This window comes from Streptomyces sp. NPDC048436 (assembly GCF_043200355.1).
In the GTDB taxonomy this organism is placed as follows: domain Bacteria; phylum Actinomycetota; class Actinomycetes; order Streptomycetales; family Streptomycetaceae; genus Streptomyces.
Genome location: NZ_JBICXP010000011.1, coordinates 164287 through 191071, shown reverse-complemented (window position 1 = coordinate 191071; position 26785 = coordinate 164287). Strand labels below are relative to the sequence as shown.

Annotated in this window: 24 protein-coding genes and 1 pseudogene; 10 read left to right on the top strand and 15 right to left on the bottom strand. The window is 70.7% G+C overall.

Going from position 1 to position 26785, the window contains the following annotated elements:
* Positions 1-226 precede the first annotated feature (226 nt).
* From ACGFX9_RS31180 to ACGFX9_RS31170, 3 genes are all read left to right on the top strand, one after another.
* Positions 227-1351: an NADH:flavin oxidoreductase gene (locus ACGFX9_RS31180; protein WP_393480209.1), complete on the top strand. Its 1125-nt coding sequence runs from the start codon at positions 227-229 to the stop codon at positions 1349-1351.
* A gap of 145 nt (positions 1352-1496) precedes the next feature.
* Positions 1497-2120: a CGNR zinc finger domain-containing protein gene (locus tag ACGFX9_RS31175; RefSeq protein WP_393480205.1), complete on the top strand. Its 624-nt coding sequence runs from the start codon at positions 1497-1499 to the stop codon at positions 2118-2120.
* Positions 2117-2878, top strand: a complete 762-nt coding sequence (locus ACGFX9_RS31170) for a transglutaminase domain-containing protein (RefSeq protein WP_393480201.1) — start codon at positions 2117-2119, stop codon at positions 2876-2878. The genes ACGFX9_RS31175 and ACGFX9_RS31170 overlap by 4 nt, the downstream gene beginning before the upstream one ends.
* A 21-nt stretch (positions 2879-2899) precedes the next feature.
* Here the strand turns inward: ACGFX9_RS31170 and ACGFX9_RS31165 are convergent, their stop codons facing one another.
* Genes ACGFX9_RS31165 through ACGFX9_RS31135 form a run of 7 tightly spaced genes read right to left on the bottom strand, consistent with a single transcriptional unit; the run spans position 2900 to position 12938 of the window.
* Positions 2900-3958: a LacI family DNA-binding transcriptional regulator gene (locus ACGFX9_RS31165; RefSeq protein ID WP_393480469.1), complete on the bottom strand. Its 1059-nt coding sequence runs from the start codon at positions 3956-3958 to the stop codon at positions 2900-2902.
* A gap of 47 nt (positions 3959-4005) precedes the next feature.
* The gene (locus ACGFX9_RS31160) at positions 4006-4863 is read right to left on the bottom strand and encodes an ROK family protein (RefSeq protein WP_393480197.1); all 858 of its coding nucleotides are present in this window, start codon (positions 4861-4863) and stop codon (positions 4006-4008) included.
* Positions 4860-6590, bottom strand: coding sequence for a class I mannose-6-phosphate isomerase (locus tag ACGFX9_RS31155; protein ID WP_393480192.1), 1731 nt, complete (start codon positions 6588-6590; stop codon positions 4860-4862). The genes ACGFX9_RS31160 and ACGFX9_RS31155 overlap by 4 nt, the downstream gene beginning before the upstream one ends.
* Positions 6591-6628: 38 nt before the next feature.
* Positions 6629-9793, bottom strand: coding sequence for an alpha-mannosidase (locus ACGFX9_RS31150; protein WP_393480187.1), 3165 nt, complete (start codon positions 9791-9793; stop codon positions 6629-6631).
* A 21-nt stretch (positions 9794-9814) separates the two neighbouring features.
* Complete coding sequence (locus ACGFX9_RS31145) at positions 9815-10627, bottom strand: carbohydrate ABC transporter permease (RefSeq protein WP_393480183.1); 813 nt, start codon at positions 10625-10627, stop codon at positions 9815-9817.
* Positions 10628-10638: 11 nt separating this feature from the next.
* Entirely contained in the window at positions 10639-11625 is a 987-nt protein-coding gene (locus tag ACGFX9_RS31140; protein ID WP_393480180.1) for a carbohydrate ABC transporter permease, read from the bottom strand.
* A complete protein-coding gene (locus ACGFX9_RS31135; RefSeq protein ID WP_393480176.1) occupies positions 11622-12938 on the bottom strand; it encodes an ABC transporter substrate-binding protein in 1317 nt (438 codons plus the stop codon). Before ACGFX9_RS31135 ends, ACGFX9_RS31140 begins: the two co-directional genes overlap by 4 nt.
* A 206-nt stretch (positions 12939-13144) precedes the next feature.
* On the opposite strand from ACGFX9_RS31135, the gene ACGFX9_RS31130 reads away from it, so the two are divergent.
* Positions 13145-13591 carry a hypothetical protein gene (locus ACGFX9_RS31130; RefSeq protein ID WP_393480172.1) on the top strand — a complete coding sequence of 149 codons (447 nt, stop codon included), beginning with the start codon at positions 13145-13147 and terminating at the stop codon, positions 13589-13591.
* 35 nt (positions 13592-13626) lie between these two features.
* Here ACGFX9_RS31130 and ACGFX9_RS31125 read toward each other — a convergent pair whose 3' ends face one another.
* Together ACGFX9_RS31125 and ACGFX9_RS31120 are read right to left on the bottom strand one after the other, a co-directional pair.
* The gene (locus ACGFX9_RS31125) at positions 13627-14883 is read right to left on the bottom strand and encodes an MFS transporter (RefSeq protein WP_393480466.1); all 1257 of its coding nucleotides are present in this window, start codon (positions 14881-14883) and stop codon (positions 13627-13629) included.
* Positions 14884-14888: 5 nt separating this feature from the next.
* Positions 14889-15539, bottom strand: a complete 651-nt coding sequence (locus ACGFX9_RS31120; RefSeq protein WP_393480167.1) for a winged helix-turn-helix domain-containing protein — start codon at positions 15537-15539, stop codon at positions 14889-14891.
* 182 nt (positions 15540-15721) lie between these two features.
* Here ACGFX9_RS31120 and ACGFX9_RS31115 point away from each other — a divergent pair, with 182 nt between their 5' ends.
* Positions 15722-16591: a PPK2 family polyphosphate kinase gene (locus ACGFX9_RS31115; protein ID WP_393480463.1), complete on the top strand. Its 870-nt coding sequence runs from the start codon at positions 15722-15724 to the stop codon at positions 16589-16591.
* Between the two features lie 140 nt (positions 16592-16731).
* Positions 16732-18390 carry a GMC oxidoreductase gene (locus ACGFX9_RS31110; protein ID WP_393480163.1) on the top strand — a complete coding sequence of 553 codons (1659 nt, stop codon included), beginning with the start codon at positions 16732-16734 and terminating at the stop codon, positions 18388-18390.
* A 33-nt stretch (positions 18391-18423) separates the two neighbouring features.
* Here ACGFX9_RS31110 and ACGFX9_RS31105 read toward each other — a convergent pair whose 3' ends face one another.
* The 4 genes from ACGFX9_RS31105 to ACGFX9_RS31090 all read right to left on the bottom strand — a co-directional run bounded on the left by ACGFX9_RS31105 (position 18424) and on the right by ACGFX9_RS31090 (position 21258).
* On the bottom strand, positions 18424-18903 hold the full coding sequence (locus ACGFX9_RS31105; protein WP_393480460.1) for a carboxymuconolactone decarboxylase family protein: 480 nt from the start codon (positions 18901-18903) through the stop codon (positions 18424-18426).
* Between the two features lie 5 nt (positions 18904-18908).
* The gene (locus ACGFX9_RS31100; RefSeq protein ID WP_393480159.1) at positions 18909-19988 is read right to left on the bottom strand and encodes a dihydrodipicolinate reductase; all 1080 of its coding nucleotides are present in this window, start codon (positions 19986-19988) and stop codon (positions 18909-18911) included.
* Between the two features lie 75 nt (positions 19989-20063).
* Positions 20064-20579: a lytic polysaccharide monooxygenase auxiliary activity family 9 protein gene (locus ACGFX9_RS31095; RefSeq protein WP_393480154.1), complete on the bottom strand. Its 516-nt coding sequence runs from the start codon at positions 20577-20579 to the stop codon at positions 20064-20066.
* Between the two features lie 133 nt (positions 20580-20712).
* Complete coding sequence (locus ACGFX9_RS31090) at positions 20713-21258, bottom strand: FABP family protein (protein ID WP_393480150.1); 546 nt, start codon at positions 21256-21258, stop codon at positions 20713-20715.
* Positions 21259-21393: 135 nt separating this feature from the next.
* Here ACGFX9_RS31090 and ACGFX9_RS31085 point away from each other — a divergent pair.
* The 3 genes and pseudogenes from ACGFX9_RS31085 to ACGFX9_RS31075 all read left to right on the top strand — a co-directional run.
* Positions 21394-21504, top strand: a pseudogene (locus ACGFX9_RS31085) (iron-siderophore ABC transporter substrate-binding protein); the annotation flags it as partial.
* A gap of 193 nt (positions 21505-21697) precedes the next feature.
* The gene (locus ACGFX9_RS31080) at positions 21698-22234 is read left to right on the top strand and encodes an NUDIX hydrolase family protein (RefSeq protein ID WP_393480146.1); all 537 of its coding nucleotides are present in this window, start codon (positions 21698-21700) and stop codon (positions 22232-22234) included.
* A 79-nt stretch (positions 22235-22313) separates the two neighbouring features.
* The gene (locus ACGFX9_RS31075) at positions 22314-23387 is read left to right on the top strand and encodes a YncE family protein (RefSeq protein WP_393480141.1); all 1074 of its coding nucleotides are present in this window, start codon (positions 22314-22316) and stop codon (positions 23385-23387) included.
* Here the strand turns inward: ACGFX9_RS31075 and ACGFX9_RS31070 are convergent.
* Positions 23372-24661, bottom strand: coding sequence for a YhgE/Pip domain-containing protein (locus ACGFX9_RS31070; protein WP_393480137.1), 1290 nt, complete (start codon positions 24659-24661; stop codon positions 23372-23374). The genes ACGFX9_RS31075 and ACGFX9_RS31070 overlap by 16 nt on opposite strands.
* 169 nt (positions 24662-24830) lie before the next feature.
* Positions 24831-25523, bottom strand: a complete 693-nt coding sequence (locus ACGFX9_RS31065) for a TetR/AcrR family transcriptional regulator (RefSeq protein WP_393480135.1) — start codon at positions 25521-25523, stop codon at positions 24831-24833.
* A gap of 108 nt (positions 25524-25631) precedes the next feature.
* Between ACGFX9_RS31065 and ACGFX9_RS31060 the strand changes: the two genes are divergently transcribed.
* On the top strand, positions 25632-26777 hold the full coding sequence (locus ACGFX9_RS31060) for an FAD-dependent oxidoreductase (RefSeq protein ID WP_393480132.1): 1146 nt from the start codon (positions 25632-25634) through the stop codon (positions 26775-26777).
* Positions 26778-26785: the final 8 nt, after the last annotated feature.

Below are 26785 nucleotides of genomic sequence, written 5' to 3'. Positions count from 1 at the left end.
CCGCTGGTGGCGCACTCGGACGACGGGATCGTGCGGCTGCCGACGGGGGCGCAGTGGCAGACCGTGGTCAAGTCACCGCAGGCGCTGACCGATCCTCCGCACGGCCCTCGGACCCGCCCAGATCCACGCCTCGTAGGGCCCCACCCACAGTGACATGGGTAAAGCGCGTACGCTGGTGTCATCGATCGCAGGATGATCGCCCACCACCCCCTTGCCAGGAGGACGCATGACCACGGCGCCGCAGACCGCGCGCACCCCCCACGCACTCGACCGGCCCTTCGGCGTCGGCGGCCTCACCCTGCCCAACCGCATCGTGATGGCGCCCATGACCAGGGAGTTCTCGCCGGGCGGCGTGCCGGGCGCCGACGTCGCGGAGTACTACGCCCGCCGGGCCGCCGCCGGTGTCGGCCTGATCATCACCGAGGGGACGTACGTCGGACACGCCTCGGCCGGTACGAGCGACCGGGTCCCGCGTTTCTACGGGGACGACGCCCTTGAGGGCTGGCGCAAGGTGGTCGACGCCGTGCACGGCGCGGGCGGGAAGATCATTCCGCAGCTCTGGCACGTCGGCGTCACGCGCGACGAGGGCAAGGGCCCGGTGCCGTCCGCTCCCCCGGCCGGCCCCTCGGGGATCGACCTCGACGGGCAGCCGAAGGGCAGCGCGCTGACGGCCGACGACCTCGACGACGTGATCCGGGCGTTCGCCGATGCCGCCGCGGCGGCTGAGCGCATCGGGTTCGACGGCGTCGAGCTGCACGGCGCGCACGGCTATCTGATCGACCAGTTCCTCTGGGAGCGCACCAACCGGCGCACGGACGGGTACGGCGGAGACATCGAGGCGCGCACCCGCTTCGCCGCCGAGATCGTCGCGGCCGTGCGCGCCGCCGTCTCGCCCGACTTCCCCGTCTTCTTCCGGCTCTCCCAGTGGAAGGGCGGTGTCTACGACGCCAAGCTCGCCGAGTCCCCCGAGGAGCTTGAGCGCCTGCTCACCCCGCTGGTGACCGCGGGCGTGGACGTGCTGCACGCCTCCACCCGCCGCTACTGGCTGCCCGAGTTCGAAGGCAGCGACCTCAACCTCGCGGGCTGGGTCAAGAAGGTGTCCGGGAAGCCGGTGGTCACCGTGGGCTCGGTCGGCCTCGACCAGGAGTTCATCGGACCGCAGGGCTGGGCCGTGCCGTCCGCCTCCACGGGCATCGAGCCGCTCATCGACCGCCTGGAGCGGGACGAGTTCGACCTGGTGGCGGTGGGGCGCGCCCTCATCGCCGACCCCGAGTGGGCTGCCAAGGCGCTCGAGGGCCGGCTCGGCGACGCGCTGCCCTTCGACAAGTCGCTGCTGGGGAGCCTGGCCTGAGCGACGGCCGGCCGAGTCGGCCGAGTCAGTCGAGTACGGTCCCGGCCCGCCCGGGGCCGTACTCACGGGCGTCCGCGGCCATCGACAGGACGACGGAGGCTAACCGCATACGCTGCTGTCGCCCACGGTCGCGTACGATATGCCCATGACCTGGCCTGCCACCGAGCGCTACTTCCCCACCGCCGTTCCCGGCGGCCTGGGGCTCGTGCAGGACATCCTGAACACCGCGCCGTCCTGCGGTGCGGACGAAGCCGATCTCCTCGGGGACGTGAGCGCCGCGCAGGGCTGGGTCTCCGTGGCGCTGCCCACGTGGGCCGAGCGGACGGGGCGTACGGCGGTGCGGCTCACGCTCACCGCCGAGGACCTGCCCAAGCTGCGGCAGCTGCGCGAGCAGTTGCGCCGGGCCCTCGTCTCACGGTGCGGTGCCGCTGACGGCGAGACGGCGCGCTACACCTCGTGCGCCCTCCAGGTCAGCCTGCACGGCGATGCCGCCCTGACCGCCGAGCCCGAGGGCGAGGGCTGGCGCTGGCTGACGTCCGCCGTCCTGTGCGAGGCGCTGCTCGCCCAGACGACGGGAGAGTGGCGGCGCCTGAAGATCTGCCGCAACGAACGCTGCGCCACGGCGTTCTACGACCGTTCCCGCAACAACAGCGGCGTCTGGCACTCCACGCGCGGCTGCGGAAACGCCGCGAACCTGCGGGCCTCGCGCCGGCGACGGCGCGCGGAAGCGGGCGCCGATGCTGAACCGACGCCGGGCGGCCAGGCATGACGCCACAGCCTCCGCGCCCGCGCGCCGAAGCGGCAGGAAGCACCGCGCCGACGCGGATACTCGACTGGGAGCACCCGCGGGTGGCCGAACTCATCCGAAGCGTCGCAGGCGGCCACGGGGCAGCCCACCGCGACCAGTTGGACACCTTGCGCCGTGCGCACGGGCGGATCGCCGCCACCGTGCGGCCGGTGTACTCGGTGCAGGACGAACGGCCGGTGTCGGACGTGCTGCGGCGCGGCCGGGGTTCGTGCAGCCAGCGGCTTGCGATCCTCGAAGCCGTGGCACGGGCGACGGGCGTGGCCACCCGCGTACGCGGCCTCCTCGTGGACGGAGCGTTCTGGCATCCCCGCTTCCCGCACCTGAGGCGGCTCGTCCCGGAGCAGGTACTGCTGGCCTGGCCGGAGTTCCACGTCCACCGTCCAACCGCCCCCTGGCTCCCGGTCTCCGAACTCTTCGGCGGCCTGGAGGAGTTGAGCGAGCGCCGCGCATCCGGCTTCACCAACGCGGGCGCGGAGACCCTCTTCGAGGCGCTGTCCCGGACGGCGGTCGACTGGGACGGCGCGACGGCCTGCGCGGCCGACGCGGTGTCCTGCGACCTCTCGGCCCACGTCCTCGCGGACCTCGGCCACTTCGACTCACGCGACGCCCTCTTCACCCACCACGGCCAGACCCTGTGCGGTCCGGCACGCTGGATGGCAGAACCGGTACTCGGCCGCCGCTCAGCAGGCACCCGCTTCCCTGCCACACAGCCCGGCTGATTCCGGACACCGCCGCCGGCCTCATCCCCCGTACTCCACCAAGCTGGTGGGTGTCACGACGCGTCGCGCCGGGGCGGGTGCCGGTCCGTTGGCGGAAGCGGGATTCCTCGCCCGCATCCGGTCCGCCAGGAGTCGGCCCGCCGTCCGGCCGAGTTCGTCGCTGTCGTAGGTGACGAGGGTGAGCGGGAGGCCGAGCGCGTCGGCCAGTTCGAAGTTGTCGAACCCCGCCAGCGCGGTGTCGCCGCCTGTCGTCCGCCCGGCGCGAATGGCTCGGAACGCTCCTATCGTGTTCCGGTTGTTGGAGCAGAACAGCGCGGTGGGCGGCTCGGGCAGTGCGAGGAGTTCCCGCGCGGCGCGCTCCGCTTCGTGTGGTTCCGTCTGGCCTTGTCGTACGAGGCTTTCGTCGAGCGGGAGGCCCGCGGCGGCAAGCGCGGCGGCGTATCCGCGCAGGCGCTCCGTTCCGGTGTAGACGGCGGGCGGCGAGCCGAGGAAGCCGATTCTGCGGTGGCCGCGGGCGATCAGCCGGGCGGTGGCGTCGCGGGCCCCGCCGAAGTCGTCGACCAGAACGCAGTCGGCCTCGAACCCCTCGGGCGGCCGGCTGGCAAGGACCACGGGGACGCCGTCGGAAGCCGCCGCCGCGAGATGGCGCTGGTCGGCCGCCGCCGGGACGGCGATGATCCCGTCGACCCGGCGTGCCACCAGGTCGGCGACGAGTGAACGCTCGCTGTCCAGGTCCTGCCCGGTGTTCCCGATGACCGTCTTGAGCCCGTCGGCCGCGATGACGGAGTCAACTCCGAGGGCCAGGCGCGAGTAGAAGGGGTTGGCCAGGTTGGTGACGACGAGCCCGACCAGGCCGGTGCCCCGACCGAGGCGCAGGCTGCGGGCCACTTCGTTGGGCCGGTAGCCGAGTTCCGAAGCCGCGGCGCGGACACGGTCGCGCGTGGCCGGCAGCACGCGTGGGTCGTCCCGCAGCGCCCGGGACGCGGTCATCGCGCTGACACCCACCCGTTCGGCGACGTCCCGCAGGGTGGGCTGGCCTCCCATCTGGCCTCCCATGGGGGGCCGCGATCCGGGGGTCATCGTCACGTGTGTCCTCTCCGTTCTCCGTGCCGCGGCCGGTGGCCTGCTCAGCGCCCGGCAGCACCCACATACTCCGCCGCCCCCACCAGCGCCGCGTCCGCGCCGAGCCTGCCAGGGCGCGGTCCCACCGGAGTATCCCCGAGGCCGGTACGGAGCGCCGGGCCGACCAGGTCCCAGGACCGGGCCATGGAGCCGCCGACCACTACCGCCGACGCACCGAAGTCGCGTACACACGGAGCGAGGACGGTGCCGAGGGCGGCGAGCGCCTCGTCGAGCACCTGCCGAGCCCACCGTTCGCCCGCTCGCGCGCGCACGGCGATGTCGCGCACATCCACCTCGTGGTCGCCGTAACGGGCAAGGATCGCCCGCCGCGAAACGGAGTCCTCCAGCGGCGCTCCGGCCCACCGCAGCAGGTCGACGCGCCCCTCTGGCGGCACCCCGGCCCCCTCGCGCCGTACGGCACCGTCGGCGAGGAACGCCGATCCCACCCCTGTCCCCAGGGTGACCCCCACACAGCGACGATGGCCCACAGCGGCCCCCGCGCTCCACTCCCCGAGGAGGAACGCGTGCGCGTCGTTCAGGAACACCACGTCCGCGGGCCTGGGCCACACGCCGTCAAGGAGCACCGAGCGCACGTCGACGCCGTACAGGTCGTCGAACTTCCCCACGCCCTCGTAGCGCGCGATCCCCTTGTCGTAGTCGAAGGGCCCCGGCACCGCGGCGCCCCACACCTCCCCCGCGGCCACCTGAAGCTCCCCGGCACAGCGCACCACCGCCCCGAGCAGGTGCTCCGCGTCGCCCCGTGCGTCGAGGGAACGCCGGATGCGGCGGCTCACCCGGGCGCGGACGGGATCCACCAGGGCGGCGGCGACATGGGTGCCGCCGATCTCCAGTACGGGCCTCACGAGCGGCCGGGGCCCGCGGCACGGCGGTCGCGTACCAGCGCCTTCACCACTTTCGCCGGGCCTGATCGCGCCTCAAGGCGGTAGCCGCCGACAGCGGCGGGCACCGTCAGCGTCTCCGCGTACGACAGCGCGTGCCGCTCCCCGGCCGCTGTGAGCACGACGATCCCCTCCCCCTCGACCACGTTCAGCACATGGAACCGGCCCGCCGTGTCGTCGGCGGCGACGGCGTCCGCGTCGAGCGAGTAGCGCCGCACCTCGTAGAACATCTCGTCGAGCGCGCCGAGCAGTTCCTCGCGCCACCCCTCCCCGCGCCGCAGGACGTACGGCTCCTGCACCAGGTCGCGCCTCACCGCGTCGCCGCGCCGCTCCGTCTCCAGATTGGCGAGGCCGTGTTCGTAGGGCAGGGGGCGCGGGTTGCCGTCGGCGTCCGGCCGCAGCCAGTCGTAGAAGCGCAGGCTGTAGAGGTATGGGGTCGCGCTGATCTCCAGTACGAGGTTGCCGGCGCCGCTGGCGTGCGGGGTGCCCGCCGGGATCATGAAGAGTCTGCCCTGTTCGGCCGGGAACGTCATGACGTGGTCCGCGGGGTCCATCGGCACCCCGTCGCGTGCGGCCTCCTCGATCTCCTTGCGGAAGAGGGTGAGGTCCGCGTCCTCGCGCAGTCCGAGGTAGACGCGCGTGTCGGTGCTGCCGAGCGTCATGTAGTACGTCTCGTGCTGGGTGTAGTGCCAGCCGAACCGCTCCCGCATGTACGGCTCCTTGGGGTGGCAGTGCACGGACAGATTGCCGCCGCCCACGGTGTCCAGGTAGTCGAAGCGGATCGGGAAGGACGTGCCGAAGCGGGCGTGCGCGTCGGGTCCGAGGACCTCCTCGGGGTGCAGGACGCACAGGAGTTGGAAGGGCACCTCCGCCTGGGCCTCGGGGCCGTGTCCGATGAGGATGCCCGCTTCGGGGGCGATGAGTTCGTAGCCGAGGGCCGTGTTGCGCGCGCCGGGACGGAAGCCGAGCGCGCGCTGGGCCCAATGCCCGCCCCAGGGTGTGGAGTTGAAGAAGGGCCTGGTGCGTACGGGCCGGTGCGCGAGGTCGGCGTAGCCGGCCCGAAGGCCGTCCCCGTCGAGGAACACGGGCCGCCCGGGGTCCTGCACGTCCACCCAGCCGTCAAGACGCCCTGCGAGTGCGTCACGGTGACGGTCGAGCATCGGCCAGTCCACGTAGAAGAGCCGCTTCAACTCGGCCCGCTCGCCCGGCAGTCCGAGGTTGTCCCCCAGTCCGGCGGCCACCGCGGACTCCGCGTACCGCTTGGGCAGATCGGCGTACCAGAGCACGTCGTGCAGGACCAGCGAGGCTCCGGGTCCGTAGACGATCAGCAGGCCGTCCAGTTCGCTTTCCGCCTGCGGGATCTCGTCGAACAGGGAGTCCAGGGGGTTGTCGGCGAGCTTGCAGTAGTAGGGGTCGTCGGCGTCCGCGGCGCTCATGGTGCGGTGCCGCACTTCGGCGGGCGGCGCGTAGTGCGTACGGATGTCCAGGGTGCGTACGCGGACGCGGCATCCGATGGCACCTGCCGAGTGGGCCGCGGTCAGCCGTTCCGCGAGGGTCTCCCAGTCGGCGGTCGGTGGCCCTTCGACGGCGACGATCGCGGTTTTGGACGGCAGCTGTCCGGCCACGGCCTCCCAGCCCTCGGCAAGGACGGCCCCCGGTGCCGGGGGGTAACGCGGGTCGAGCCGGTACACGCGTGCTCCTTCGTGCGGGGTTCTTCCGGGGGACGGATTCAGGGACGTACGAGCAGTACTGCGGTCGTTCCGATGGCCGGGACGGTGATGGTCAACTTGCCGTCGGCGACCGGCAGTTCCGCGCCCGCCGTGCCCAGGTAGTCCGCGCGGTGGGCAGCCCTGACCGGGAAGCCCACCCGCACCGGGCAGGCCACCGCCTCCTCCGCGAAGGACTGGAGCCGGAGCAGGACCTGCCCCCGCCCCGGAGCCGTGACCCCGACAAGCCGGACCCTCGCGTCCCCGAGCTCGGCGAAGGCGAGGGACGGCTGCCCCTCGCCCTCCGCTCCCCTGGCCCGCACGGCCCGCAGCGGGCGGCTCCAGGCCGCCGCCGTCCGGGGGCCGAGCCCATCGGTGGTCGGGCCGCAGGCCAGGCTGTAGCGGTAGGTGAACTCGAAGCCCTGCTCGCTGGGGAAGTTGGTGTCCCAGAGGTTGTTGTGGATCCAGGAGAAGACGGTGGCGGGCTCGTCGTGGCCCATCGTCTTGGGGAACGGCGCGTACGGCAGCGCGATGTTGCCGAACTGCACGAGCGGCGCGTCCTGCGTGGACCAGGCCACCGCGAGCCCGCCCTGCGCGAGGGTCACCCAGCGGCGCACGGCCCGCATGTGCAGGGCCGAACCCGGCACCACAGGCAGGGAGTTGCCGGTCAGGCCGCCGGACGCCTCCATCCGTACGGTCGGCTCGTCGAAGGCGAAGGGGAACGCGAAGTAGGCGCTCTCCTTGCCCAGGGTGGCGTCCTTGTCGAGGCGGTTCTCGATGTCCAGGCGGGGCACGCCGGTGGGCAGGGTGAGGGTGGTGCGCAGCCGGTTGGCTCCGGCCGGGCGGGTCTCGTAGGTGATCGACTCGGCCGTCACCGTGGAGTGGCGGGCGATGAGCGCGGCGGGCGGGGCGACGGCTCGGTTGCCGAGGTGTTCGAGCCGCTCGGACGCCGTCGTACGGCTTGAGTTGTGGTTGAAGGCTCCTGCGGTGGTGTAGCTGTCGTGGATGTAGCCGTTGAAGCCGACGGTCGCGTCACGCCGGACGAGTTCACGGCCGGTCGACTTGTCGATGACGGAGGCGATGCAGGCGTGCGCCAGGTCGACGCGCACGGCGAGGTGCTCGTTCTCCAGGAGGGTCGGTTCGGGGCGCGCGTGCGCCTCGGCGGCGGTCTGTGCCGGGTCCTCCCGCTCGCTGCCTCCGGTGGGGTTCCAGCCGGTGGCGGCCTTCACGACCGTGGCCGCCGACCGCTCGTCGCCACGTACGGCGTCGGCCGTGATGTCCAGGCGCACCGAACCGGCGGGCGGCACATCGGCCACGCGCACCAGCAGGAAACGTCCGGCGTCCCGGTGGTCGTCGTTGACCTGCGGCTGTTCCTCGTGGACGAGCCGGTGTCCGCTGCGGGCGTCGTGCAGGGCCACCGGCTGTTCCAGCGGCACGCTGCTCTCCGGCAGGAAGATCCGTACGACGTCCGTGCGCGGCCAGGAGCAGGTGTTGATCACGTGGTACGTGGCCACCGCACCGGGCGCCTGCGCGAGCCGCTGCCCGAGCCGGGCGCTCGCCCTGTCCAGAAGCGCGTTGCCGTCGTCGTGGGCGCGCATCGCCTGCCCGTACTTCCAGTGCCACTGGTGTTCGCCGGAGTGGCCGCCCTCGTCGCCGTGGGTCCACGGGTCGCCGGCGCCCCAGGTGTGCTCGTCGAAGAGCGACACCGCCTCGTAGACCCCGGCAGCGTCCCTGCTGTCCTCCTCGGCCCCCGTGGCGTCGAGGATTCCAGCGAACGTGCCGATGGTCTGGGCGTCGGCGACCACGGACTGGGCGGTGCGGGCCAGGGACATGGGCCGCGCCCCTGAACCGACTCCGTCGACCCACCAGTCGGTCCAGTCGCCCTCGAAGGTCTGGATGGCGTCGCCGAGCCTGGCCTCGGCGTCGGTGAAGAAGTCCTCATTGCGCGAGAGCCGTAGCTGGGGGTAGGCCCAGATCTCGTTCCAGCGGCGGACGGTGTCGGCGATGACGCGGCGGGGCGGGGCGTTGTCGCCGAACTTGCCCTGGACGCGCAGGTGGAGCACGTCCCACGGGTAGGGCTCGCGCTTGATCTCCGCCTGGTCCATGGCCCAGCCGAAGATGCCGCCCCGGTAGGGGTAGGGGTGGGTGGCCAGGGAGGTCAGATAGGCGGGCAGCAGGTCGTCGACGTCCGCGTAGTTCGTGTCGAAGCCGAGCAGGGGGCCTTCCATGTAGGCGAGGCCGTGCGGGGTGTCGGTGACCCAGACCAGGACGCTGTCGCCGCTGGGCGCGCGCCAGCGGAAGAGGCGGGGCAGCTTCTCGCCGCCGACCAGGTGGGGCACGGAGCGCCCGGCCCAATTGTGCGCCACGGAGAGGTACTTGACCCCGGCCGCCGAGAGCGCGTCGACCAGGCCGACGACCGCGCCCGGCACATCGGTCTGCATGGCGGAGGTGAACGTGACGCCGTGCCGGTCGCGCACGTCGTGGGCGAGCCGAAGCAGTTCGTGCAGCTCGTCGGTGGAGCAGGTCTCGGTGTGCAGGTTGAACGGCAGCGTGGTCAGCTCGATGCGTCCCTCGCGCACGCGGCGTACGAACTCCTCGACCTGCTCGGCGGGCCGGGCGTCCGCCCACTGCCGAAACGACCACAACGACTCGACGCACCACCGGAATTGGGACTCGGCGGGCCAGTCGTCGGTGGCGCGGGTCAGCTCCAGGCAGGAGTCGAGGAAGGAGAGGTGCTCGGCGAGGACGTGACCCTGGGGGTCGGTGTAGCCGATGTCGAGGTGGGAGTGGTGGATCAGATGGAGGGTCCACTGCCGCTGCGGGGTGAGCCGTACGTCGATGCCTTCGGTCGTGTGCGGCAGGCAGAGGGTGAGGCGGGTCTCGGTGTCGACGGCGGGCACCATGAGGCGCACGGAGCCGCCCGGCCCGTCGAGCCGCTCGACGGGCAGCGCGGTGCCGGAGTCGGTGCGGACGGTGAACTCATCCGGGAGAACGCACCCGTTGACCGCATCGACCCGCAGCGACTGCGAAAGTCCGCCGTCGGCCGCCCTGCGCAGCAGCGGCTCCTGCGTCAGCCGCAGGGCGCTGCCGCCCAGCGTTCCCTCCGCGCTGATGACGGAGGAGCGCAGGCTGTCGCGTATGCGGTCGTTGTCCCAGTCGGTGGTGCGGACGAGGGCCCGTGTCGTCATGCGGTTCTCCTGGAGGGCAGGTCAGCGGGCGGAGGCGGTGACGCCGCGCAGGAACAGGCCGCGGAACACCAGGAAGAGGAGGAGCGTGGGGGCGGAGACGATCAGGGCGCCGGCCAGGATGACGGGTGGCCCGGTCGAGGCGTAGGCGTTGTTGAGCGTGGTCAGGGCCGCCATGACCGGCTGGACGTCGGGGCTGCGGCTGAGCGTGATGCCGAGGAGGAGGTCGTTCCAGACGGCCGTGAACTGGAAGATGAAGGCCGCGCCGAGCCCCGCCTTCATCAGCGGTACGTGGATGCGCCAGAAGATCCGCCGGAAGGACGCGCCGTCGATCAGCGCCGCCTCAGTCAACTCGGGTGGCATGGTGGTCATCTGATTGCGGATCAGGAAGAAGGCGAAGGGCACGGCCCAGGCCGCGTAGATCAGCATGAGGCCGAGCCTCGTGTCGTACAGGTCGGCATCGGCGTACAGACCGAAGAGCGGTGCGAGGAACATCTGCAGCGGGAAGAGCGTGCCGGAGTAGATCAGCCAGAACCAGAAGGCGGGCCTGGGGATGGGCAGGACGACGACGGCGAACGCCGCCATCGCCGCGATGAGTACCGCGGCGAGGCCGCACACGACGGCGTAGAGCAGCGAGGCCTGGAAGCTGTCGCCGATGCCCGCCACGTTCCAGGCAGTCTTGAGGTTCTCCACGAGGTCGAAGCCCTGGAAGGTCCAGTCGGGTTTGCCCGTGTACTCGGCGGCGGGCGTCAGCGCGTTGACCACGAGGAGATAGAGCGGGATCAGCCAGAGCAGCACACATCCCGCGACGAAGAGCCTGCGCACGGTGCGTCCCATGAGGAGCCTCCTCAGACCTTGGCGGCGGTGGCGGCGGGAGTGTCGGTCTCGGGCATCTGACGGCGCAGGTACATCCAGGAGGAGGCGACGACGATCACCGAGAGGACCAGGGCGATGGCCGATCCGTAGCCGACGTGGAAGAGCCGGAACGTCTCGCGGTACATGCTCAGGGCGAGCGTCTCGGAGGAGCGGGACGGGCCGCCCTTGGTGAGGATCCAGATCATGTCGAAGGCCTTGAGGCTGTTCACGATGGCCATCCCGACCACCACGACGGTCACGGCCCGCAACTGCGGCAGCGTGACGTACCGGAACATCCGCCAGCCGCTCGCGCCGTCCAACTGGGCGGCTTCTACGGTGTCTTGGGGAATGGCGCGCAGCCCGATGGCGAAGAGGACGACATTGAGCCCGGTGGCCTGCCACGTACTGGCGACGATCATCGAGAGCGTGTTCTGCGGCCACTCCAGGAGCCAGGTCTGCGCCCACGAGTCGAGGCCGACCCCGCGCAGGACCTGGTTGACGGCTCCGTCGGACGTCAGCATGAAGTTCCACAGGACCGCGGTGGCCGCCGATGAGATGGCGTACGGCAGGACGATCACCAGCTGGGCGATCCCGCCGAACCGCATCCGGTGCGTGGCGACGGCGATGAGCAGCCCGGCGAGGACGGGCAGGAGCAGCGTCCCGGCCACCCACATCAGGGTGTTGAGCAGCGACCGGCCGAAGATCGGGTCGTCGGCGAGGCGTGTGTAGTTGTCGAGGCCGGTGAAGCTGCTGGTGAAGCCGTTGGCGTCGAAGAAACTGTCGTAGACGCTGCGGAAGAACGGATAGACGAGGAGTACGCCGACGAAGGCGAAGGCGGGCAGCGCCCAGGGCAGTGCGGCGAGCGGCCCGCCGAGCCTGCCGTTGCCGCGGGCGGCGCGGTGCGGGGCGCGGATCGGTACGCGGCGGCGTACGCGGACGGGCTTCGCGGCGCGCGGGGCCGGGGTCACGATCTCGGTCATGTCTCCCCCGCCTCCCGCCATACCTGCCATGCCTCGTCCGCGCGCTCCTGCATGGTCCGCAGCGTCTTGCGGGCCGACGACGGGTTCAGCAGGAACCCGGCCAGGTCGTCGACGGTCGCTTCGACCAGTTCGGGCGGGCCCTGCTCCCAGAAGCGGTTGAGCAGCCAGAGCTTGTCGCCTCGCACCTTCTTGGCGAGGCCGGCGATCATCGGGTTCGGGGGTTCGACCCGCGGGTTGGGGCAGCCGTCCTGGAGGCTGTGCGAGAAGGCCTTCATGACGGCGGGCCGCAGCCAGTTGCCTGCCGCCTTCAGCGCCTCCTCCCGGTCCGGTCCCTTCACGGTGCAGACGAGGGCGCTGGACTCGAAGATGACGCAGGGGCGGGCCTTCGGGTCGGCCATGGGCAGCACGAACGCGCCGAGGTTCTTGCCGGGCTTTCCGCCCGCGCCCACGAGGGTCGAGCCGAGCCAGGTGCCACAGGGGACCATGCCGACCTTGCCGTGCACGACGGCCGCGGCGGCGTCGGCGTGGCTCATGTCCATGGGCGTGAACCAGTCCTTGTCGAAGAAGGACTCCAGGGTGCGCAGGGCGCGTTCGGCACGGGAGTCGGTGTACCGTTCCCGGCCGTTCATCAAGTCCTCGTAGAACTGCGGGTCCTGGCGGCTGAGGATCTCCTGGAACCAGATGAAGGAGGGCCAGCGGTCGGCCGCCGAGCCGTGCAGCGGGGTGATGCCGCTCTTCTTGAGCCGCGCACAGGCCGAGAGGAAGTCGCCCCAGGTCTCGGGTACTTGGAGGCGGTGCTCCTTGAACACGTCGGTGTTGTAGAAGAACACCCAGTACGCGAGGTTCATCGGCAGGCCGTGGACCCGCCCCCGGTAGGTGAACGCCTCCCGAAGCGAGGCGTCGACCCAGCCCCTCCGGACGGCGCTGTCCCACTGCCGCGTCAGGTCGACGATGCCGCCGGTGCGGGCGAGGTCCTGGAGCCGGTAGCCCGACCAGTACTTGAGCATGTCCGGGGTCTTGCTGGTGCGCAGCGAGGACTTGACGACTTGCTCGAACGATTCGAGGGCAGGGTTCACCTCGGGCACCAGCTGAAGCCCGGCCACTTCCTTCATCGCCGCCCCCGCGGCGGCCATCGGCTTCTCCCAGGCGGCACTGTCGCCGAGCACGGCGACCTTGCCAGGGGGCTGCCCGGCCGCGGTTCCGCAGGCCGTGGCGAGAGTGCCGGCGGTGGCTGCGGCTGCGGCGGCGAGGAGGGTCCGGCGGTCGAGCGGAACGCCCGGCACCGGTAAATGGCTCTGACGACTACCTGACATGGGTGGCTCCCTCAGGTGTGTGTCAGCCCGGTGTTAGCGTTAACACGGGCGTGATGGAGCTTCTAGGCGCCGGGGTGGGATGTCAATGGTTCGCGCAATGGCCCGCGGCCCGGCCGCGCCTCGCCTCGACCCCCTCCCCCCTACTCCCTCCCCCCCCCGCCCGGTCCGCCGCACCCGTGCCGACCGGGCCTCGATAGCCTCTGACCATGGCCGATACGAATACCACCGCCTACGAGGCCCACTTCACCCGCGGCCCCGCCCAGCTGATCGGCGGGGCGGGCTTGAAGCGCCTGACCGCGTTCCGCGTGGACGAGACCGGCGTGCTGCTCGGCGGTGCTCCCGCCCGGTACCGGGCCCAGACCGCGTTCGTGCCGTGGCAGGACATCACGGCGGTGGTGACCTGGCAGCAACGGACGGCGGGGCAGCCGCTGTCCTACATCGGCGTCCAGCGCCCCACCGGAGCACCACTGCTGCCGGGCCCCAACTCGGCACTCACCCCGGAGAAGACGGCGAAGCTCGCCCCGCACGTCGACCACCAGCTCTTCCTGGCGAGCCGCGCCGTCACCCTCTGGAAACTCGACACCGAACGCCTGCGGGCCGCGGTCGAGACGTACGCTCCCGGCGTGCCCGTCCTCGCGCACCCGCAGGAGTAGGGCGCGCGGCCGGCCGTCAGCCGCAGCGGGAGCGGCTAGGCGTGCACGGAGTCGTTGGCGGCAGGCTCGGGCAGCTCCCGGGTGCGAGGCACGGGCGAGGGCAGCAACCACAGCACGGCGAGTACCGCTCCGGCGGTACCGATCCAGAGCGTCGACCGCAGCCCGATGGCCGTACCGAGTACGCCACCGGCCACCGCGCCGAGCGGGCGGAAGCCATGGTTCAGGGTGCGGTAGGCGCCCATCACGCGTGACCGGATGCCGTGCGGGATGAGTGCCATCTGGAGCGACGCGGCGGCGATGTCGATGACCATCACTCCGATGCTGCACAGGAATCTGGCGGCGAAGAGCGTGGCGACGACCAGTGGCAGCGGGCCGTCCGCGAGCGGGATGAGCAGCAGGGGCACGGTGAACCCGAAGGAGCCGGCGACGATCGACGGCCCGATGCCGAACCGGCGTACGACCCTTCCGCTGTACGCAGCACCGATAAGCCCGCCGACGGCTCCCGCGGCGAGAATCGCGCCGAGAACGCCTGCGCTCAGGCCCAGTTCGACAGTCACGTACAGCACGAAGAGCGTGTGGAACATGAAGTTGAAGAACTGGATCGTGCCTGACCAGGCGAAGAGCGCCCGCATGGTCGGCTCTTTGACGACCCAGCGCAGCCCGGCCGTGAAGTGCCCCTTGGCGACCGGAGCGGGCGCGGGCTCGACGGGCTTGATGCGGGACAGCTGGCGGGCCGAGACCAGATAGGTGAGGGCGTCGGCGAACAGCGCGAAAGGGGCGGTGAGGAACTGCACCAGCAGCCCGCCCGCCCCGGGCCCGGCCAGCCAGGCCATCGAACGGCTGCCGTTGACAAGGGAGTTGGCCGGTATGTAACGCTCGGCGGGGACCAGCGTGACGAACAGGGTGGCGTTGCAGACGTCGAAGAGCACGGTCAGCGCGCCGATCCCGAAGGCCGTCACGTAGAGCTGCCCGAGCGTGAGGGCGTCGAGGAGGTAGGCGATCGGCAGGGTCAGGAGCAGCGCCGCGCGAGCCAGGTCGGCCGCGATCATGGCGCGCCGCCGCCGGGCCTGCCGGTCGGCCCAGGCGCCCAGTGGCAGGTTGAGGAGCAGGGTGGGCAGCAGCTCGGCGGTCTTGAGCCAGCCCATCTCGGCGGCGTCGGCGCCGAGGACGAGGACGGCGGCGAGCGGGATGGCGATCAGGGAGATCTCGTCGCCGATGAGGGAGACGGTCTGTCCGGTCCAGTAGCGCCGGAAGGTCCGCTCGCGCAACAGGCCTGGTACGCGCTCCCGCATCCCCTTCACGCGCCGCTCTCCCCTTCCGCGTCCGTGCCGGGGACTTCACCGGGAATCTCCCGGTCCAGGAAGGCGATCCGCAGCACGCTGACCCGCCGTGCGCCCTCGGGCCGCAGGGAGGGGTCGGCGCCGCGGTTCTCGTACGGCCGCAGCAGTTCGTCCATGCCCTCGCCGATGCGGGTCAGCTCGTCCGGGGTGAGGTAGACGAACGTGTCGCCGAACTGTTCGGCCTCCTTCCAGGCGCGCGGCAGCTGGTGGCGCTGCTCCTTGGCCCGGATGACGCGCTCGAAGTACCGCTCGGCGACGGCCGTGCTCAGGGCGTCCGACGCCTCGGCGACCGAGGCGTCCTCGCTGTGCCGGGGCCAGTTGGTGAACTCGGCGGTCGCCCGCCAGGGCTTCTGCCTGCCCCGGCCGCCCGGGGCCTCCTCGACGAGCCCGTACTTCGCGAGGATCCGCAGGTGGTACGAGCAACTGGCCACGGATTCGCCGGTCAGCTCGGCGGCCCGGGTCGCGGTGAACGGCCCGGTCCGCCTCAGGAGGCCGACCAGGGCCATGCGCGTGGGGTGGGCGTAGGCGCGCAGGGCGCGGGGGTCCGTGAGGCTGATGTCGCGGGGCGGGGTGCCGTCCGGGGAGGGTGACTCAGGCGTCTCCGACATGATGTAAAGCTATCTTTAGAAAGATTCCTTTACAAGGATTCTGGGCGGGCACACGTTGAGTGGCGGCTCCCCGTCCCCCGGGCGCACCATCGAGAGACACCGGAGGAAGGGGCCGCCCAGTGGCCAAGGCCAAGAAGGACAGGAAGAAGCAGGGCAAGAAGCAGGGCAGGAAGCAGGGCCAGGTGCAGGGCGAAGAGCTCGGCACAGCCCCCGGCCCGCTCCGTGAGCTGCTCCGCATCCCCGAAGGCACACGCGTCGACCTCAGTTCGTACGCGGCCGACGCGACCCCCGGGGGTCCCGCGGACAAGGCGGCCGGAGTCCTGGACACCGCCCGGATGGGTGAACGACTCGCGGACCTCCAGGAGCGGCTCTACGCGGCGAGTACCGCGGATGACCGGCGCCGCGTCCTCCTGGTCCTCCAGGGCATGGACACCAGCGGCAAGGGCGGCACGGTCAAGCACGTCATCGGGCTGTTCAACCCCTCCGGCTGCCGCATCAAGGCCTTCAAGACACCCACCCCGGAGGAGCAGAGCCACTTCTTCCTGTGGCGCATCATGAGGGAGCTCCCGCTGCCCGGCGAGATCGGCATCTTCGACCGCTCGCACTACGAGGACGTCCTCATCGCCCGCGTCCACGACCTGGTCCCGCGCAGTCAGCTCGGCCGCCGCTACGGCAAGATCAACCACTTCGAGCAGACCCTGGCCGACGACGGCGTCACCGTCATCAAGTGCTTCCTGCACATCTCGTACGACCAGCAGCGTCGCCGCCTGCTCGAACGCCTCGACAACCCCGACAAGCACTGGAAGTTCAGCACGGGCGACATCACAGAACGCGCACTGTGGCCCGCCTACAAGGAGGCGTACGAGATCGCCCTCGAACGCTGCTCGACGGCCGAGGCCCCTTGGTATCTCATCCCGGCGGACCGCAAGTGGTACCGCAACTGGGCGATCAGCAAGCTGCTCCTGGAACACCTCACCGCCCTGGACCCGCGGTACCCGGCGGCGGACTTCGACGTGGAGGAGAGCAGGAGGCTTCTACTGCAAGGGGGTTGAGGGACTTACATGACTTGCATGACTTGCATCCCCAGCGCAAGGGACAAGATCGGACAGAAGTTACCTCTTGGTATGCAGTGACTTAATGCGCCAGTAGCAGTAGAACTCGTTCCCATTCCTACGAGAGTGAGGAACGTCACATGAGTGGCAACACCATGCGTATCGACGGTTCCGGAGGCGTCTCGCGCCGAAGATTCATCGCTGGAACCAGTTCTATTCTCGGCGTCGCGACCCTCGCGAGTCTCGCCCCCGCTGCCCAGGCGAACGCCGCCCAACCGAACGCCGCCCCCGCCGCCGCGCCGATCGGCGACGGAGCCCACGTCCCGGCGCTGGTCATCGGCACCGGGTACGGCGGCTCCGTCGCCGCCCTGCGGCTCGCGCAGGCCGGGGTCAACGTGCACATGATCGAGATGGGCATGGCCTGGGACACCCCCGGCGCCGACGGCAAGATCTTCGCCAACACGACCTCGCCCGACGGCCGTTCCTACTGGCTGCGCACCAAGACCAAACAGCCCCTCAGCAACTTCCTCGGCTTCCCGATCGACAAGGACATCCCCCGCTACACCGGGATCCTGGACGCCGAGGAGATGGGCGGGATCATCGTCTACCAGGGCCGCGGCGTCGGCGGCGGATCACTGGTCAACGGCGGTATGGCGGTCACGCCCAAGCGCGAGAACTTCGGCTCCATCCTGCCGTCGGTCAACGCCGACGAGATGTACGCGACGTACTACCCGCGGGCCAACGCCGGGCTCGGAGTGCACACCATCGACCCGGCCTGGTTCGACACCGTCGACGTCTACCAGTACTCCCGCGTCGGCCGTAAGCACGCCCAGCGTTCCGGCTTCCCGTTCGTCTTCGTGCCCAGCGTCTACGACTGGGACTACATGAAGAAAGAGGTGGCCGGAAGCGTCCCCAAATCGGCCGTCGCCGGCGAGATCCTCTACGGCAACAACTACGGCAAGAAGTCGCTCCAGAAGACCTACATCGCCCAGGCCACCGCCACCGGGAAGGTCACCATCTCGCCGCTGCACAAGGCCACTTCGGTCTCCCCCGCGTCCGGCGGCGGCTACACCGTCGTCATCGAACAGCTCGACACCAGCGGCACCACCACCGCCACCAAGACCGTGACCGCGGACAAGGTGTTCTTCGCGGCCGGCAGCGTCGGCACCAGCAAGCTCCTGGTCAAGTTGAAGGCGACCGGCGCGCTGCCCCAGCTGAACGGCGAGATCGGCAAGGGCTGGGGCGACAACGGCAACGTCATGTGCGGCCGCGCCAACCACCTGTGGGACCCGACCGGCAAGGTCCAGTCGTCCATGCCCACCGGCGGCATCGACAACTGGGCGGCCGGTGGCGCCTTCGCCGAGGTCGCGCCACTGCCCACGGGAATCGAGACCTACGCCTCGTTCTACCTGTCCATCACCAAGAACCCGAACCGCGCCGCCTTCACCTGGAACGCCGCGACGGGCAAGGCCGACCTGAACTGGCAGACCTCCTGGAAACAGCCGTCCATCGACGCCGCCAAGACCATCTTCGACAAGATCAACGCCAAGGAGGGGACGATCTACCGCACCGATCTGTTCGGCACGTACAAGATCTGGGGCGACCACCTCACGTACCACCCGCTCGGCGGCGCGATCCTGAACAAGGCCACCGACAACTACGGCCGCCTGCACGGCCATCCGGGCCTGTACGTCATCGACGGCTCGCTGATTCCCGGCAACACGAGCGTCAACCCGTTCGTCACCATCACGGCGCTCGCCGAACGCAACATCGAGAAGATCATCGCCACGGATCTGTAGCGACGCCCGTAGCGATGCCTGCAGCGCCGGCCCTCAGTGCCCGGGGAGTACGCACACCGCGTCGAGGCCGAGCACATGGTTGAGCCGGCCGAACGCCAGCCAGGAGCCGATGCTCATGCTGAGCTCCACGATCTCGTGCTGGCTGTACCGCGCGGTCATCCGCGCCCAGAACTCCTCGTCGAGGCCGTGGTGATCCAGGGCGTACCGCTCGGCGTACTCGGCGGCAAGACGTGTCCGGTCGTCGAAGGCGTCGGTGGTGCGCCACTGGGTGACCGCGTCGGCGAACTCCTCCTCGACCTTCACGCTGTCGCGTTCGGTCCGCCAGTCGAGGCAGAAGAGGCACCCGTTGATCTGCGCGATCCGCAGCCGCGCGGCCTCGAACTCCCTCAGTCCCAGGGTCGTGTGCTCGTACACGGACAGCGAGAAGTTCGCGGCGGCCATGCCGATCCCGGGGACCATCTCGCCCCACACGTACCCGATCGGCTCCTGGCCCTCGGGAATGTCTATGTGCATCGGGCTCATTGCTTGCTCCTTCCGAGCTTGCCGGTCGCGGGGCGCAGCGGGACGTCGAGCGCGTCGTAGAGTCCGGGTTCCGCGTCCACGAGCCAGTCGATGGCGCCGACAAGACGGCCGACCGCGGTGGCGTTGCCGCCCGCCGACCGGTTCTCGCCCTCGTCGGTGGCCTCGACCGTGACCACGATGCGCGGACGTCCCTCGATGATCACCCGGTGCGCGCCCGCGCCGTCGGGCGGTGTCGGCCAGTCCGGTGCGCAGGACGGGTGGATGCGGGTGACGTGCTCGATGACGATGCGGGGTTCGCCCCCGACGATGCCCCGTACCTCGAACCGCACCGCGCCCTGGGTGCCCGCCTCGAAGTCGCCCATCGTGCGCGTGGTCACCGTGGTGTCGAGCGCGCGCCGCTCCAACGTCTCGCGGATGTCGTCGAGTTCGACGCCGAGAGCCCGCGCCATCAGCCGGACCTGCCCGCCCCACACCATGGTCGGCACGGTCTCGGCGAGCATCAGGGGCTCGTAGTCCATCGGATGGCCCATGCCGATCAGATGGCGTACGGAATCCTCCTGGTCGTACGTGGAATAGTCGAAGATCTCCTGGCAGCGGACCGCGTCGATCGTGCTGCCGAGTCCACTGATCAGCAGCGGCAGTACGTCGTTGCCCCACCCCGGATCGACACCGGAGACGAAGAGGGAGCCACCGCCGTCCGCGATGGCGGCCAGGACCGGATCGCGCAGCTCGGGTGGGGCGTTGCGCTGGTCGTAGAGCGCGTACAGGGCGGGGGTGACGACGACGGCTCCGGCCCTGATCGCCCTGCCGACGTCGTCGAGGGCCTCGTCGGGGCGGATGTCGCCGGATGCCGCGTAGACCACGGCCTGGGGCCTCGCCGCCAGGACCGCGTCGACGTCGTCGGTCGCCGCGACGCCCCACACCTGGTCGAGCCCGGCGAGGTCGGCCGCGTCGCGGCCGACCTTGTCGGGTGCGTGGACGAGCACGGCCGTGAGTTTCAGGGCCGGATGAGCCTCTACGGCACGTATGGCCGCGCGGCCGACATTTCCGGTGCCCCAGACAACCGTGGAAATCATGCGGCGGAGGGTAACCACAGGACGTATCAGTTCATAGGGCCATGACCGCAGAGATTTCCATCAAGGGCGCCCGCTCTAGCGGATGTTGACGTCGATGCACGCGTAGAAGGCGTTCGACGTGTCGCCTATGTTCCAGACCGCGAGCACCTTGTGCCTGCCGGTGGCGCTGCCGAGGTTGATCTGGTGCGAGACGGTGGCGGGCGGCTGCTGGTTGCCGCCGTCGACCGTCGCGACCTTCGTGCCGTCGACGAAGTACTCGTAGTTCAAGGTGCGATGCCGTGCGGTGAACGTCCAGGTGAAGGTCTGTGTCCGGCTGACGTCGCTGACCTTCCAGCCCTTGCTGTCGTCGTTCAGCTCGGCGAACCGCGCGTTGCCGCCGCTGCAACTGCGCAGGCCCTTGGGGCCTTCGACGCTCTGGGGTTCGTACTTGATGTCGCCGCACGCGATGGTCCGCGCGGCGCACTGCGCCTGCCGGCTGGCCGGTGCGTTGACGTATCCGTGCGCACTGGCCGACGCGGTGGGCAGCGTGAGGGCGAGAACCGGCGCGAGGCCCGCACCGATCATGGCCGCCAACTTCCGCTTCCTGTGCATGGGGGACTCCTTCACGGCGGGGGGGGTGTGGGGGTGTGCGTGAAGTGCTGGGACCCGTTGTTCGCGGGGGCCGATTAGTCCAGACCATAGACTTTGGCGGGGCGCGGTCAAGGCTCGTTTCGGGCCATGTGCCTTACTGGCGGCGGCGCAGCTCCGCTGAGAGGTGGTGTTGCAGCGGCTGCCCGACCGCCGCGAGGTCGTGGACGAAAGTGAGCGTGTCCTCGTCGGTCAGGGTGTAGCGGCGGCGCGTGGCGTTGACCTCCTTGGCGGTGGGGGTGAGGGCCACTTCGTGGGTGGAGAGGTCCACCGTGCCGTCGCCCGCGTGGCCGACCGCGATCTCCGCGATGCCGGTGGGCTGGGTGATCAGCGCCTCCACCCGGCCGTCGGGCTGAAGCCGCCACCAGCCGCTCTCCCGCGCCGACGGCCGCAGCGGTGCGCCATCGGCGTCCAGCAGCCAGGCCCGGGCCTCGTAGCGGAGGAAGGGGCGGCCGTCGTGACTGAAGGTGACCTCCTGCGCATACGTGAAGTCGCCCTCGATGGTCGGGTACTCGCCCTGACCCCGGCCGTACCAGGTACCCAGGAGACCGAGCACGGGCGTGAGCAGTGCGTGCGGCGCAGGCGCCTCGTCCGGTCGGTGGCCGTCGGGGTACGGGTGCTGCTGCGGTGCGGGGTCGAACACGGTGTGCGCTCCATGGGGTGATCGGGGCCGGTGCCGGTGTCGGCACCGAGGGGAAGCCTAGGGCGCCCGCCGCCGCCCCCCGGCGGTGGAGGAGGTGAGGAACATCGGCAACGACTTCGGGGGCCCGTGGCAGGGTTCGCCGGGTGCGGTGCCGTGATGGCGACCCCGTACGAGGGAATGTGCGCCTTCGGCAGCCAGAACCCCCGCTCGCGGTTCCTCACCGGCCTCGGCTTCACCCCCGCCGACCGGCCTTGACAAGGTCAACGGCGGCGCCTGGCGCCGCGACTGCCGCGGCCGTCGAAGGTGACGCGGCGACGCGATGACGAAGGTGCCCCAGCCAAAGTCCCGAGTGCCGTCCGGCTTCCGCCGTGCCGCCTCCGCGAGGCCGACGCGCGGCCCTGAGCCGCATGGCAAGAGCCACTGAACGTATGATCAGCCGATGTCTGACACGACCGAAACCACGCCCGGCTGGCTGAACTCCGACGAGCTCGAGCAGACCCGAGCGCGTATGCCGATCCTGTACGTCGAAGCCGTGCCGGTGCGCGTCAGCGACAGCGGCGAAGTCACCAGTATCGGGCTGCTGTTGCGCATCGGCAGGGACGGGGTGGTCAACCGCACCCTCGTCTCCGGCCGGGTCCTGCACCACGAGCGGGTCCGCGACGCCCTCCTGCGCAACCTGGAGAAGGACCTCGGCCCGGTGGCGCTCCCCCGGGTTCCCACCTCGCTCCAGCCTTTCACCGTCGCCGAGTACTTCCCGACGCAAGGGGTCACGCCCTTCCACGACCCCCGCCAGCACGCGGTGTCCCTCGCCTACATCGTCCCGGTGGCCGGCGACTGCCGCCCGCGGCAGGACGCTCTCGACCTGGTCTGGTTCAGCCCGCAGGAAGCCTTGTCGGCGGGGGTCCAGAACGAGATGCCGGGCGGCCATGGGGTTCTGCTCAAGCAGGCCCTCGCGTACGCGGGTTGCCTGACCTGACGGATTAGGTAAGGCTCAGCTAAGTTGATCGGCGAGTGCCTCCCTCCGGAGGCACCTCTGCCAAGGAGATCGACGCAGCATGACCTCACCCACCCACCGTGTCCGTATCACCGCGCTAGCCATGTCACTCGCCGCGGGCGGCGCCCTGGCCTCGACCGGCACCGCGGGCGCCGCCGCCGTGAGTGCGGCCACCGCGGGCACCGGCTCGGCCGCCGTCTCCGCGCCGATCGCGCCGGGCCTGTACCAGTCCGCGTACTCCGAGCGGAACGACGCGCTCTGGGTGGCCTCTTCCGAGGGCCGGCCGCCCGCCGCGGTCACCGCGTCAAGGCTGCTGAAGGTCGACCCGGACACCTTGCGGGTGGAGAAGACGTACGCACCGGTCACCAACGCGGCCACCGGCGCCGTCCAGTCGGTCTACGGCGTCGCCGTCGACGACGAGCACAACACCGTCTGGACGACGAACACCCGTGACAACTCCGTCTCCGTCTACAGCCAGCGCACCGGTGAGCACCTCGCCACCCTGCCCGGCGTGAACCACTCCCGCGAGGTCGTCGTCGACGAGCGGCGCGACACGGTGTGGGCGAGCGCCTTCGGTGACGGCACCCTCGTCGCCTTCGACTCGGGCACCTTCAAGGAGAAGGAGCGCGTCACCGTGCCGGGCTCCGGCCCGACGGGCCTCGCGGTGAACGAGCGGACCGGCTCCGTGTACGCGGCCGACCACACCGGCGACCGGATCATCGAGGCCTCGCCCGGCGCCGGGAAGCCGCGGCTCATCCCGGCCGGCGACGGCCCGCTCTCGGTGGCGCTGTCCAAGAACGGCCGCACCGCCTACACCGGCGACCAGACCGCGGGCACCGTCTCGGTCGTCGACCTCCGCAAGGGCGCCGTCACCCGGTCCGTGGCGTCCGGCAGTGGCACCAAGTCCGTGGCCGTGGACTACCGTTCGGGCCGCGTGGTGGCCGTCAACCGGCTCTCCGCCACCGTCACAGTCGTCGATCCGCGCAAGGGATCCGTCGTGAAGACCGTGGCCACCGCCGCCCTTCCCAACCACGTGCATGTGGCCGACGGCACCGCGTACGTGGTCGACAAGTCGGCATCGGGTCCTGCGGGCGAAGACCTGCTGACCCGCTTCCGTGTTCAGGCCGATGGCTGAGGCGTCATCCGGTGCAGGCCCTTGCGGTCGTAGTAGCGGGTCATCGCGAACCCGAAGGCCGCCGCGAGGACCACACCGACCGCGATCATGATCCAGGCTCGGGCGAGACCGGCGTCGGCGCGGGCGTCGAAGAAGAGGATGGAGCGGACGCCGCCGCTGAGTTGGCGCATGGGTTCGAAGATGCCGAGGAAGCGGTAGAAGCCGGGGACCGCCTCCAGCGGGATGGTGGCTCCCGAGGAGGGCAGGCCCAGGACGATGAACACGAACATGGACACCAGCTGCCCGATCCCGCCGAAGGCGGCGTTGATGGCCTGGACGCCGAGACCGACCGCCAGGCTGGCGCAGTAGGAGAAGATCCACAGCAACGGCAGGTGTGAGGCGTCCATGCCGAGGATCGCGACGGTGGCCAGCATGACCAAAGTGGTGGTGAGGACGGTGATGCCCGCGGTCATCGCCATCTTCAGGAGCAGCGTCTGGGTGCGGCTGATCGGCACGGTGGGGCGGCGGGTGTGCCAGGGGCCGATCTCACTGTCGGCGTAGCCGAGGGCGGTGTCGACGCCCATGCTGATGAGGTTGGCGCCGAGGAATCCGGTGAGCACGAGCAGCAGGGTGTAGTAGAACGCGCTCAGTCCCAGGCCGCTGTTCTCGCCGATGGGGTGGCCGACCTGGGTGGTGATGCCGACCGGGTCGGCCAGGAACAGCCGCGCGGTGGCACCGGAGCCCCCGTCTCCGCCCGCCGCGGTCAGCTGCTTGCCGATGCTCCGGGACGACTGCTGCGCCGCCGCCGTGGCGATTTTGCTCGCCAGGGACGAACCGAGGCTGCCCATGCCGGGGTTGGTCAGCACCGTCATCGTCGGGCGCTCCGTGGCGCCGGCGGTGGTAAGTGCGGCCACGGAGTCGCTGAAGCCGGAGGGGATGAGCAGGGCGCCGTAGATCTTGCCGGAGTCCAGCTCGTCCTGGGCCTCGGCGCGGGTGAGTCCCCGCCAGTCGGCCGTGTGGCTCGTCGTGTCCTTGAGGAGGGTCTGGGCGATCCGCGTGCCCAGGTTCTGCTGCTGGCCGGGCAGGGGCTTTCCCTCGTCCATGCTGATGACGGCGATGGGCAGGTCGCGCAGGTCGCGGTTGGGGCTGATGATGCCGCCCATGTAGAGCAGGGACAGCAGCAGGGCGAGCAGCCCCGTCAGTACGGTCGGCACCAGCCACAGCTTGGGGCGGCGCAGGAGCGCGGAGGCGCGTGCCTCGGTGGCGGCGGGACGGGGAGAGATGTCGTCGTCCATGGTTCTCCGTAGGTTCGGCGGCTTCGGGCCGCCGGCCGCACGGAGATCCATGGCGTGCGGCTGCCGGCCCGGCATGCAGCTCTCACCTTCGGTGCCGGGTGCGGCGTCGGGAGCGAACAACACGTCCTGGGGCGCAGGACCAGGCGAATGGGGTCGAAGATTCGCCGCGCTAGGCGGTGATGCCGGTGAGGAGGAGGTCGAGCCCGGCGAGGAACTGCTCGCGGTCGTCGTGCTCGCGCACCTGGTCCGCGATGGCCCGCGTGAACGGATAGTCGTCGGGGTCGAGTTCTTGCCATGCCTTCGCCGCGGCGTCGAGGAATTCGGCGCGGTCCACTCCGGGCACCGGATCCCGGCCGCTCGCGGCGTTCGCGGCGTTCTGCCCCGCGGCACCGAGGATGTAGTGCGCGAGCGCCGAGGCCGCCGTGAACCAGCTGCTCCGGGGCACGTCCAGCGCGCGGACCTGCCGGCCGATGCTCTCGAAGATCCTTGGCGTCACCGACCCCGATGGGTGGCGGGAGAGCTGCAGGGCGAGCTGCGTGGCGAGCCAGGGGTGTTCCTCGATCGCCTCGAACAGGCCCAGCGCGACGGTGCGGATTCCGTCCTGCGGCGAGTCCGGGGACACGGCGGGCTCCAAGGCCACCGCGGCGGCGACGACGGCATCGGTCGCGGCGCCGAGCAGCTCGCCCTTGTTCGCCACGTGCCAGTAGATCGCCCCGGGCCCGGTGGCCAGGCGCTCGGTCAGCGCCCGGAAGGTGAGCCCGCCTTCGCCGGCCGCGTCGAGCAGCTCGACTGCGGCCTCGACGATCCGCTCACGGGAGAGCGCCTCTGTGCGCCGCTGGGACCGGCGCGTACGCGTTGTCATGCTGCCATTTTGACATAGCTGGAACGCTGTTCCAACATGGACTGGAACGACATTCCATAGCGGGTCGCCAGATGACAACGGCTGCCCTCGAACCCCCGAGGAGCCACCATGCGTACTCACCTCACCACTCCCGTAACGATCATCGGCGCCGGGCTCGGCGGCCTCACGCTCGCCCGCGTCCTGCACGTCCACGGCGTACCCGTCACGGTCTACGAGGCGGAGTCCTCCGCCTCGGCCCGCGCCCAGGGCGGGATGCTCGACATCCACGAACACAACGGCCAGCCGGCGCTGCGGGCGGCAGGCCTGTTCGACGCGTTCCGCGGCCTCGTCCTGGAGGGCCACGAGGCGACAAGGGCCCTCGCCCCGGACGGCTCCGTCCTGCTCGAAGAGCCCGACGACGGCACGGGCGGACGCCCCGAGGTGCTCCGCGGCGAGCTGCGACGGATCCTGCTCGAATCACTCCCGGCGGGCACCGTCCGGTGGGGCCACAAGGTCAGCGGCGTCCGCGCCATCGGCGGGAGCCGTCACGAGGTGACCTTCGCCGACGGCACCACCGTCGCCACGAGCCTGCTCGTCGGCGCGGACGGCGCGTGGTCGCGGGTCCGGCCACTGCTCTCCGACGCCATACCCGAGTACGTCGGTACGTCCTTCGTCGAGACCTATCTGTTCGACGCCGACACCCGGCACGCCGCGAGCGCGAAGGCGGTCGGCGACGGGGCGATGTTCGCGCTCGCGCCGGGGAAGGGCATCCAGGCGCACCGGGAGAGCGGCGGGACCCTCCACACCTACGTGGCGCTGTCCAGGTCGCAGGACTGGTTCGCGGACATCGACTTCGCCGACCCCGCTGCGGCCGCCGCGCGGATCGCGCGGGAATTCGAGGGCTGGGCGCCGGAGTTGACCGCGCTGATCACCGACGGCGATACCGCACCGGTCCTGCGCCCCCTCAACACGCTGCCGACCGGGCACAGTTGGGACAGGGCGCCTGGGGTGACCCTGATCGGTGACGCGGCCCACCTCATGGTCCCGTCCGGTGAAGGCGCCAACCTGGCGATGTACGACGGCGCCGAACTCGGCAAGGCCATCGTCGCGCACCCCGACGACATCGAGGCCGCGCTCACCGAGTACGAGCAGGCCATGTTCCCCCGCAGCGGCGCTGAAGCCGTCGACGCCGTCCGCCTGCACGCGCTCATGTTCGGCGAGGACGCACCTCACGGCCTGATCAAGATGTTCACCGGGGGCGAGCAGGCCCGCTAGTCACCTGG

What these genes read in the sequence shown, in the direction of transcription:
- ACGFX9_RS31180 (WP_393480209.1), top strand. Translation starts at nt 227, where the DNA reads ATGACCACGGCGCCGCAGACCGCGCGCACCCCCCACGCACTCGACCGG.
- ACGFX9_RS31175 (WP_393480205.1), top strand. Translation starts at nt 1,497, where the DNA reads ATGACCTGGCCTGCCACCGAGCGCTACTTCCCCACCGCCGTTCCCGGC.
- ACGFX9_RS31170 (WP_393480201.1), top strand. Translation starts at nt 2,117, where the DNA reads ATGACGCCACAGCCTCCGCGCCCGCGCGCCGAAGCGGCAGGAAGCACC.
- ACGFX9_RS31165 (WP_393480469.1), bottom strand. Translation starts at nt 3,958, where the DNA reads ATGACCCCCGGATCGCGGCCCCCCATGGGAGGCCAGATGGGAGGCCAG.
- ACGFX9_RS31150 (WP_393480187.1), bottom strand. Translation starts at nt 9,793, where the DNA reads ATGACGACACGGGCCCTCGTCCGCACCACCGACTGGGACAACGACCGC.
- ACGFX9_RS31145 (WP_393480183.1), bottom strand. Translation starts at nt 10,627, where the DNA reads ATGGGACGCACCGTGCGCAGGCTCTTCGTCGCGGGATGTGTGCTGCTC.
- ACGFX9_RS31140 (WP_393480180.1), bottom strand. Translation starts at nt 11,625, where the DNA reads ATGACCGAGATCGTGACCCCGGCCCCGCGCGCCGCGAAGCCCGTCCGC.
- ACGFX9_RS31135 (WP_393480176.1), bottom strand. Translation starts at nt 12,938, where the DNA reads ATGTCAGGTAGTCGTCAGAGCCATTTACCGGTGCCGGGCGTTCCGCTC.
- ACGFX9_RS31130 (WP_393480172.1), top strand. Translation starts at nt 13,145, where the DNA reads ATGGCCGATACGAATACCACCGCCTACGAGGCCCACTTCACCCGCGGC.
- ACGFX9_RS31125 (WP_393480466.1), bottom strand. Translation starts at nt 14,883, where the DNA reads ATGCGGGAGCGCGTACCAGGCCTGTTGCGCGAGCGGACCTTCCGGCGC.
- ACGFX9_RS31120 (WP_393480167.1), bottom strand. Translation starts at nt 15,539, where the DNA reads ATGTCGGAGACGCCTGAGTCACCCTCCCCGGACGGCACCCCGCCCCGC.
- ACGFX9_RS31110 (WP_393480163.1), top strand. Translation starts at nt 16,732, where the DNA reads ATGAGTGGCAACACCATGCGTATCGACGGTTCCGGAGGCGTCTCGCGC.
- ACGFX9_RS31105 (WP_393480460.1), bottom strand. Translation starts at nt 18,903, where the DNA reads ATGCACATAGACATTCCCGAGGGCCAGGAGCCGATCGGGTACGTGTGG.
- ACGFX9_RS31100 (WP_393480159.1), bottom strand. Translation starts at nt 19,988, where the DNA reads ATGATTTCCACGGTTGTCTGGGGCACCGGAAATGTCGGCCGCGCGGCC.
- ACGFX9_RS31095 (WP_393480154.1), bottom strand. Translation starts at nt 20,579, where the DNA reads ATGCACAGGAAGCGGAAGTTGGCGGCCATGATCGGTGCGGGCCTCGCG.
- ACGFX9_RS31080 (WP_393480146.1), top strand. Translation starts at nt 21,698, where the DNA reads ATGTCTGACACGACCGAAACCACGCCCGGCTGGCTGAACTCCGACGAG.
- ACGFX9_RS31075 (WP_393480141.1), top strand. Translation starts at nt 22,314, where the DNA reads ATGACCTCACCCACCCACCGTGTCCGTATCACCGCGCTAGCCATGTCA.
- ACGFX9_RS31070 (WP_393480137.1), bottom strand. Translation starts at nt 24,661, where the DNA reads ATGGACGACGACATCTCTCCCCGTCCCGCCGCCACCGAGGCACGCGCC.
- ACGFX9_RS31065 (WP_393480135.1), bottom strand. Translation starts at nt 25,523, where the DNA reads ATGACAACGCGTACGCGCCGGTCCCAGCGGCGCACAGAGGCGCTCTCC.
- ACGFX9_RS31060 (WP_393480132.1), top strand. Translation starts at nt 25,632, where the DNA reads ATGCGTACTCACCTCACCACTCCCGTAACGATCATCGGCGCCGGGCTC.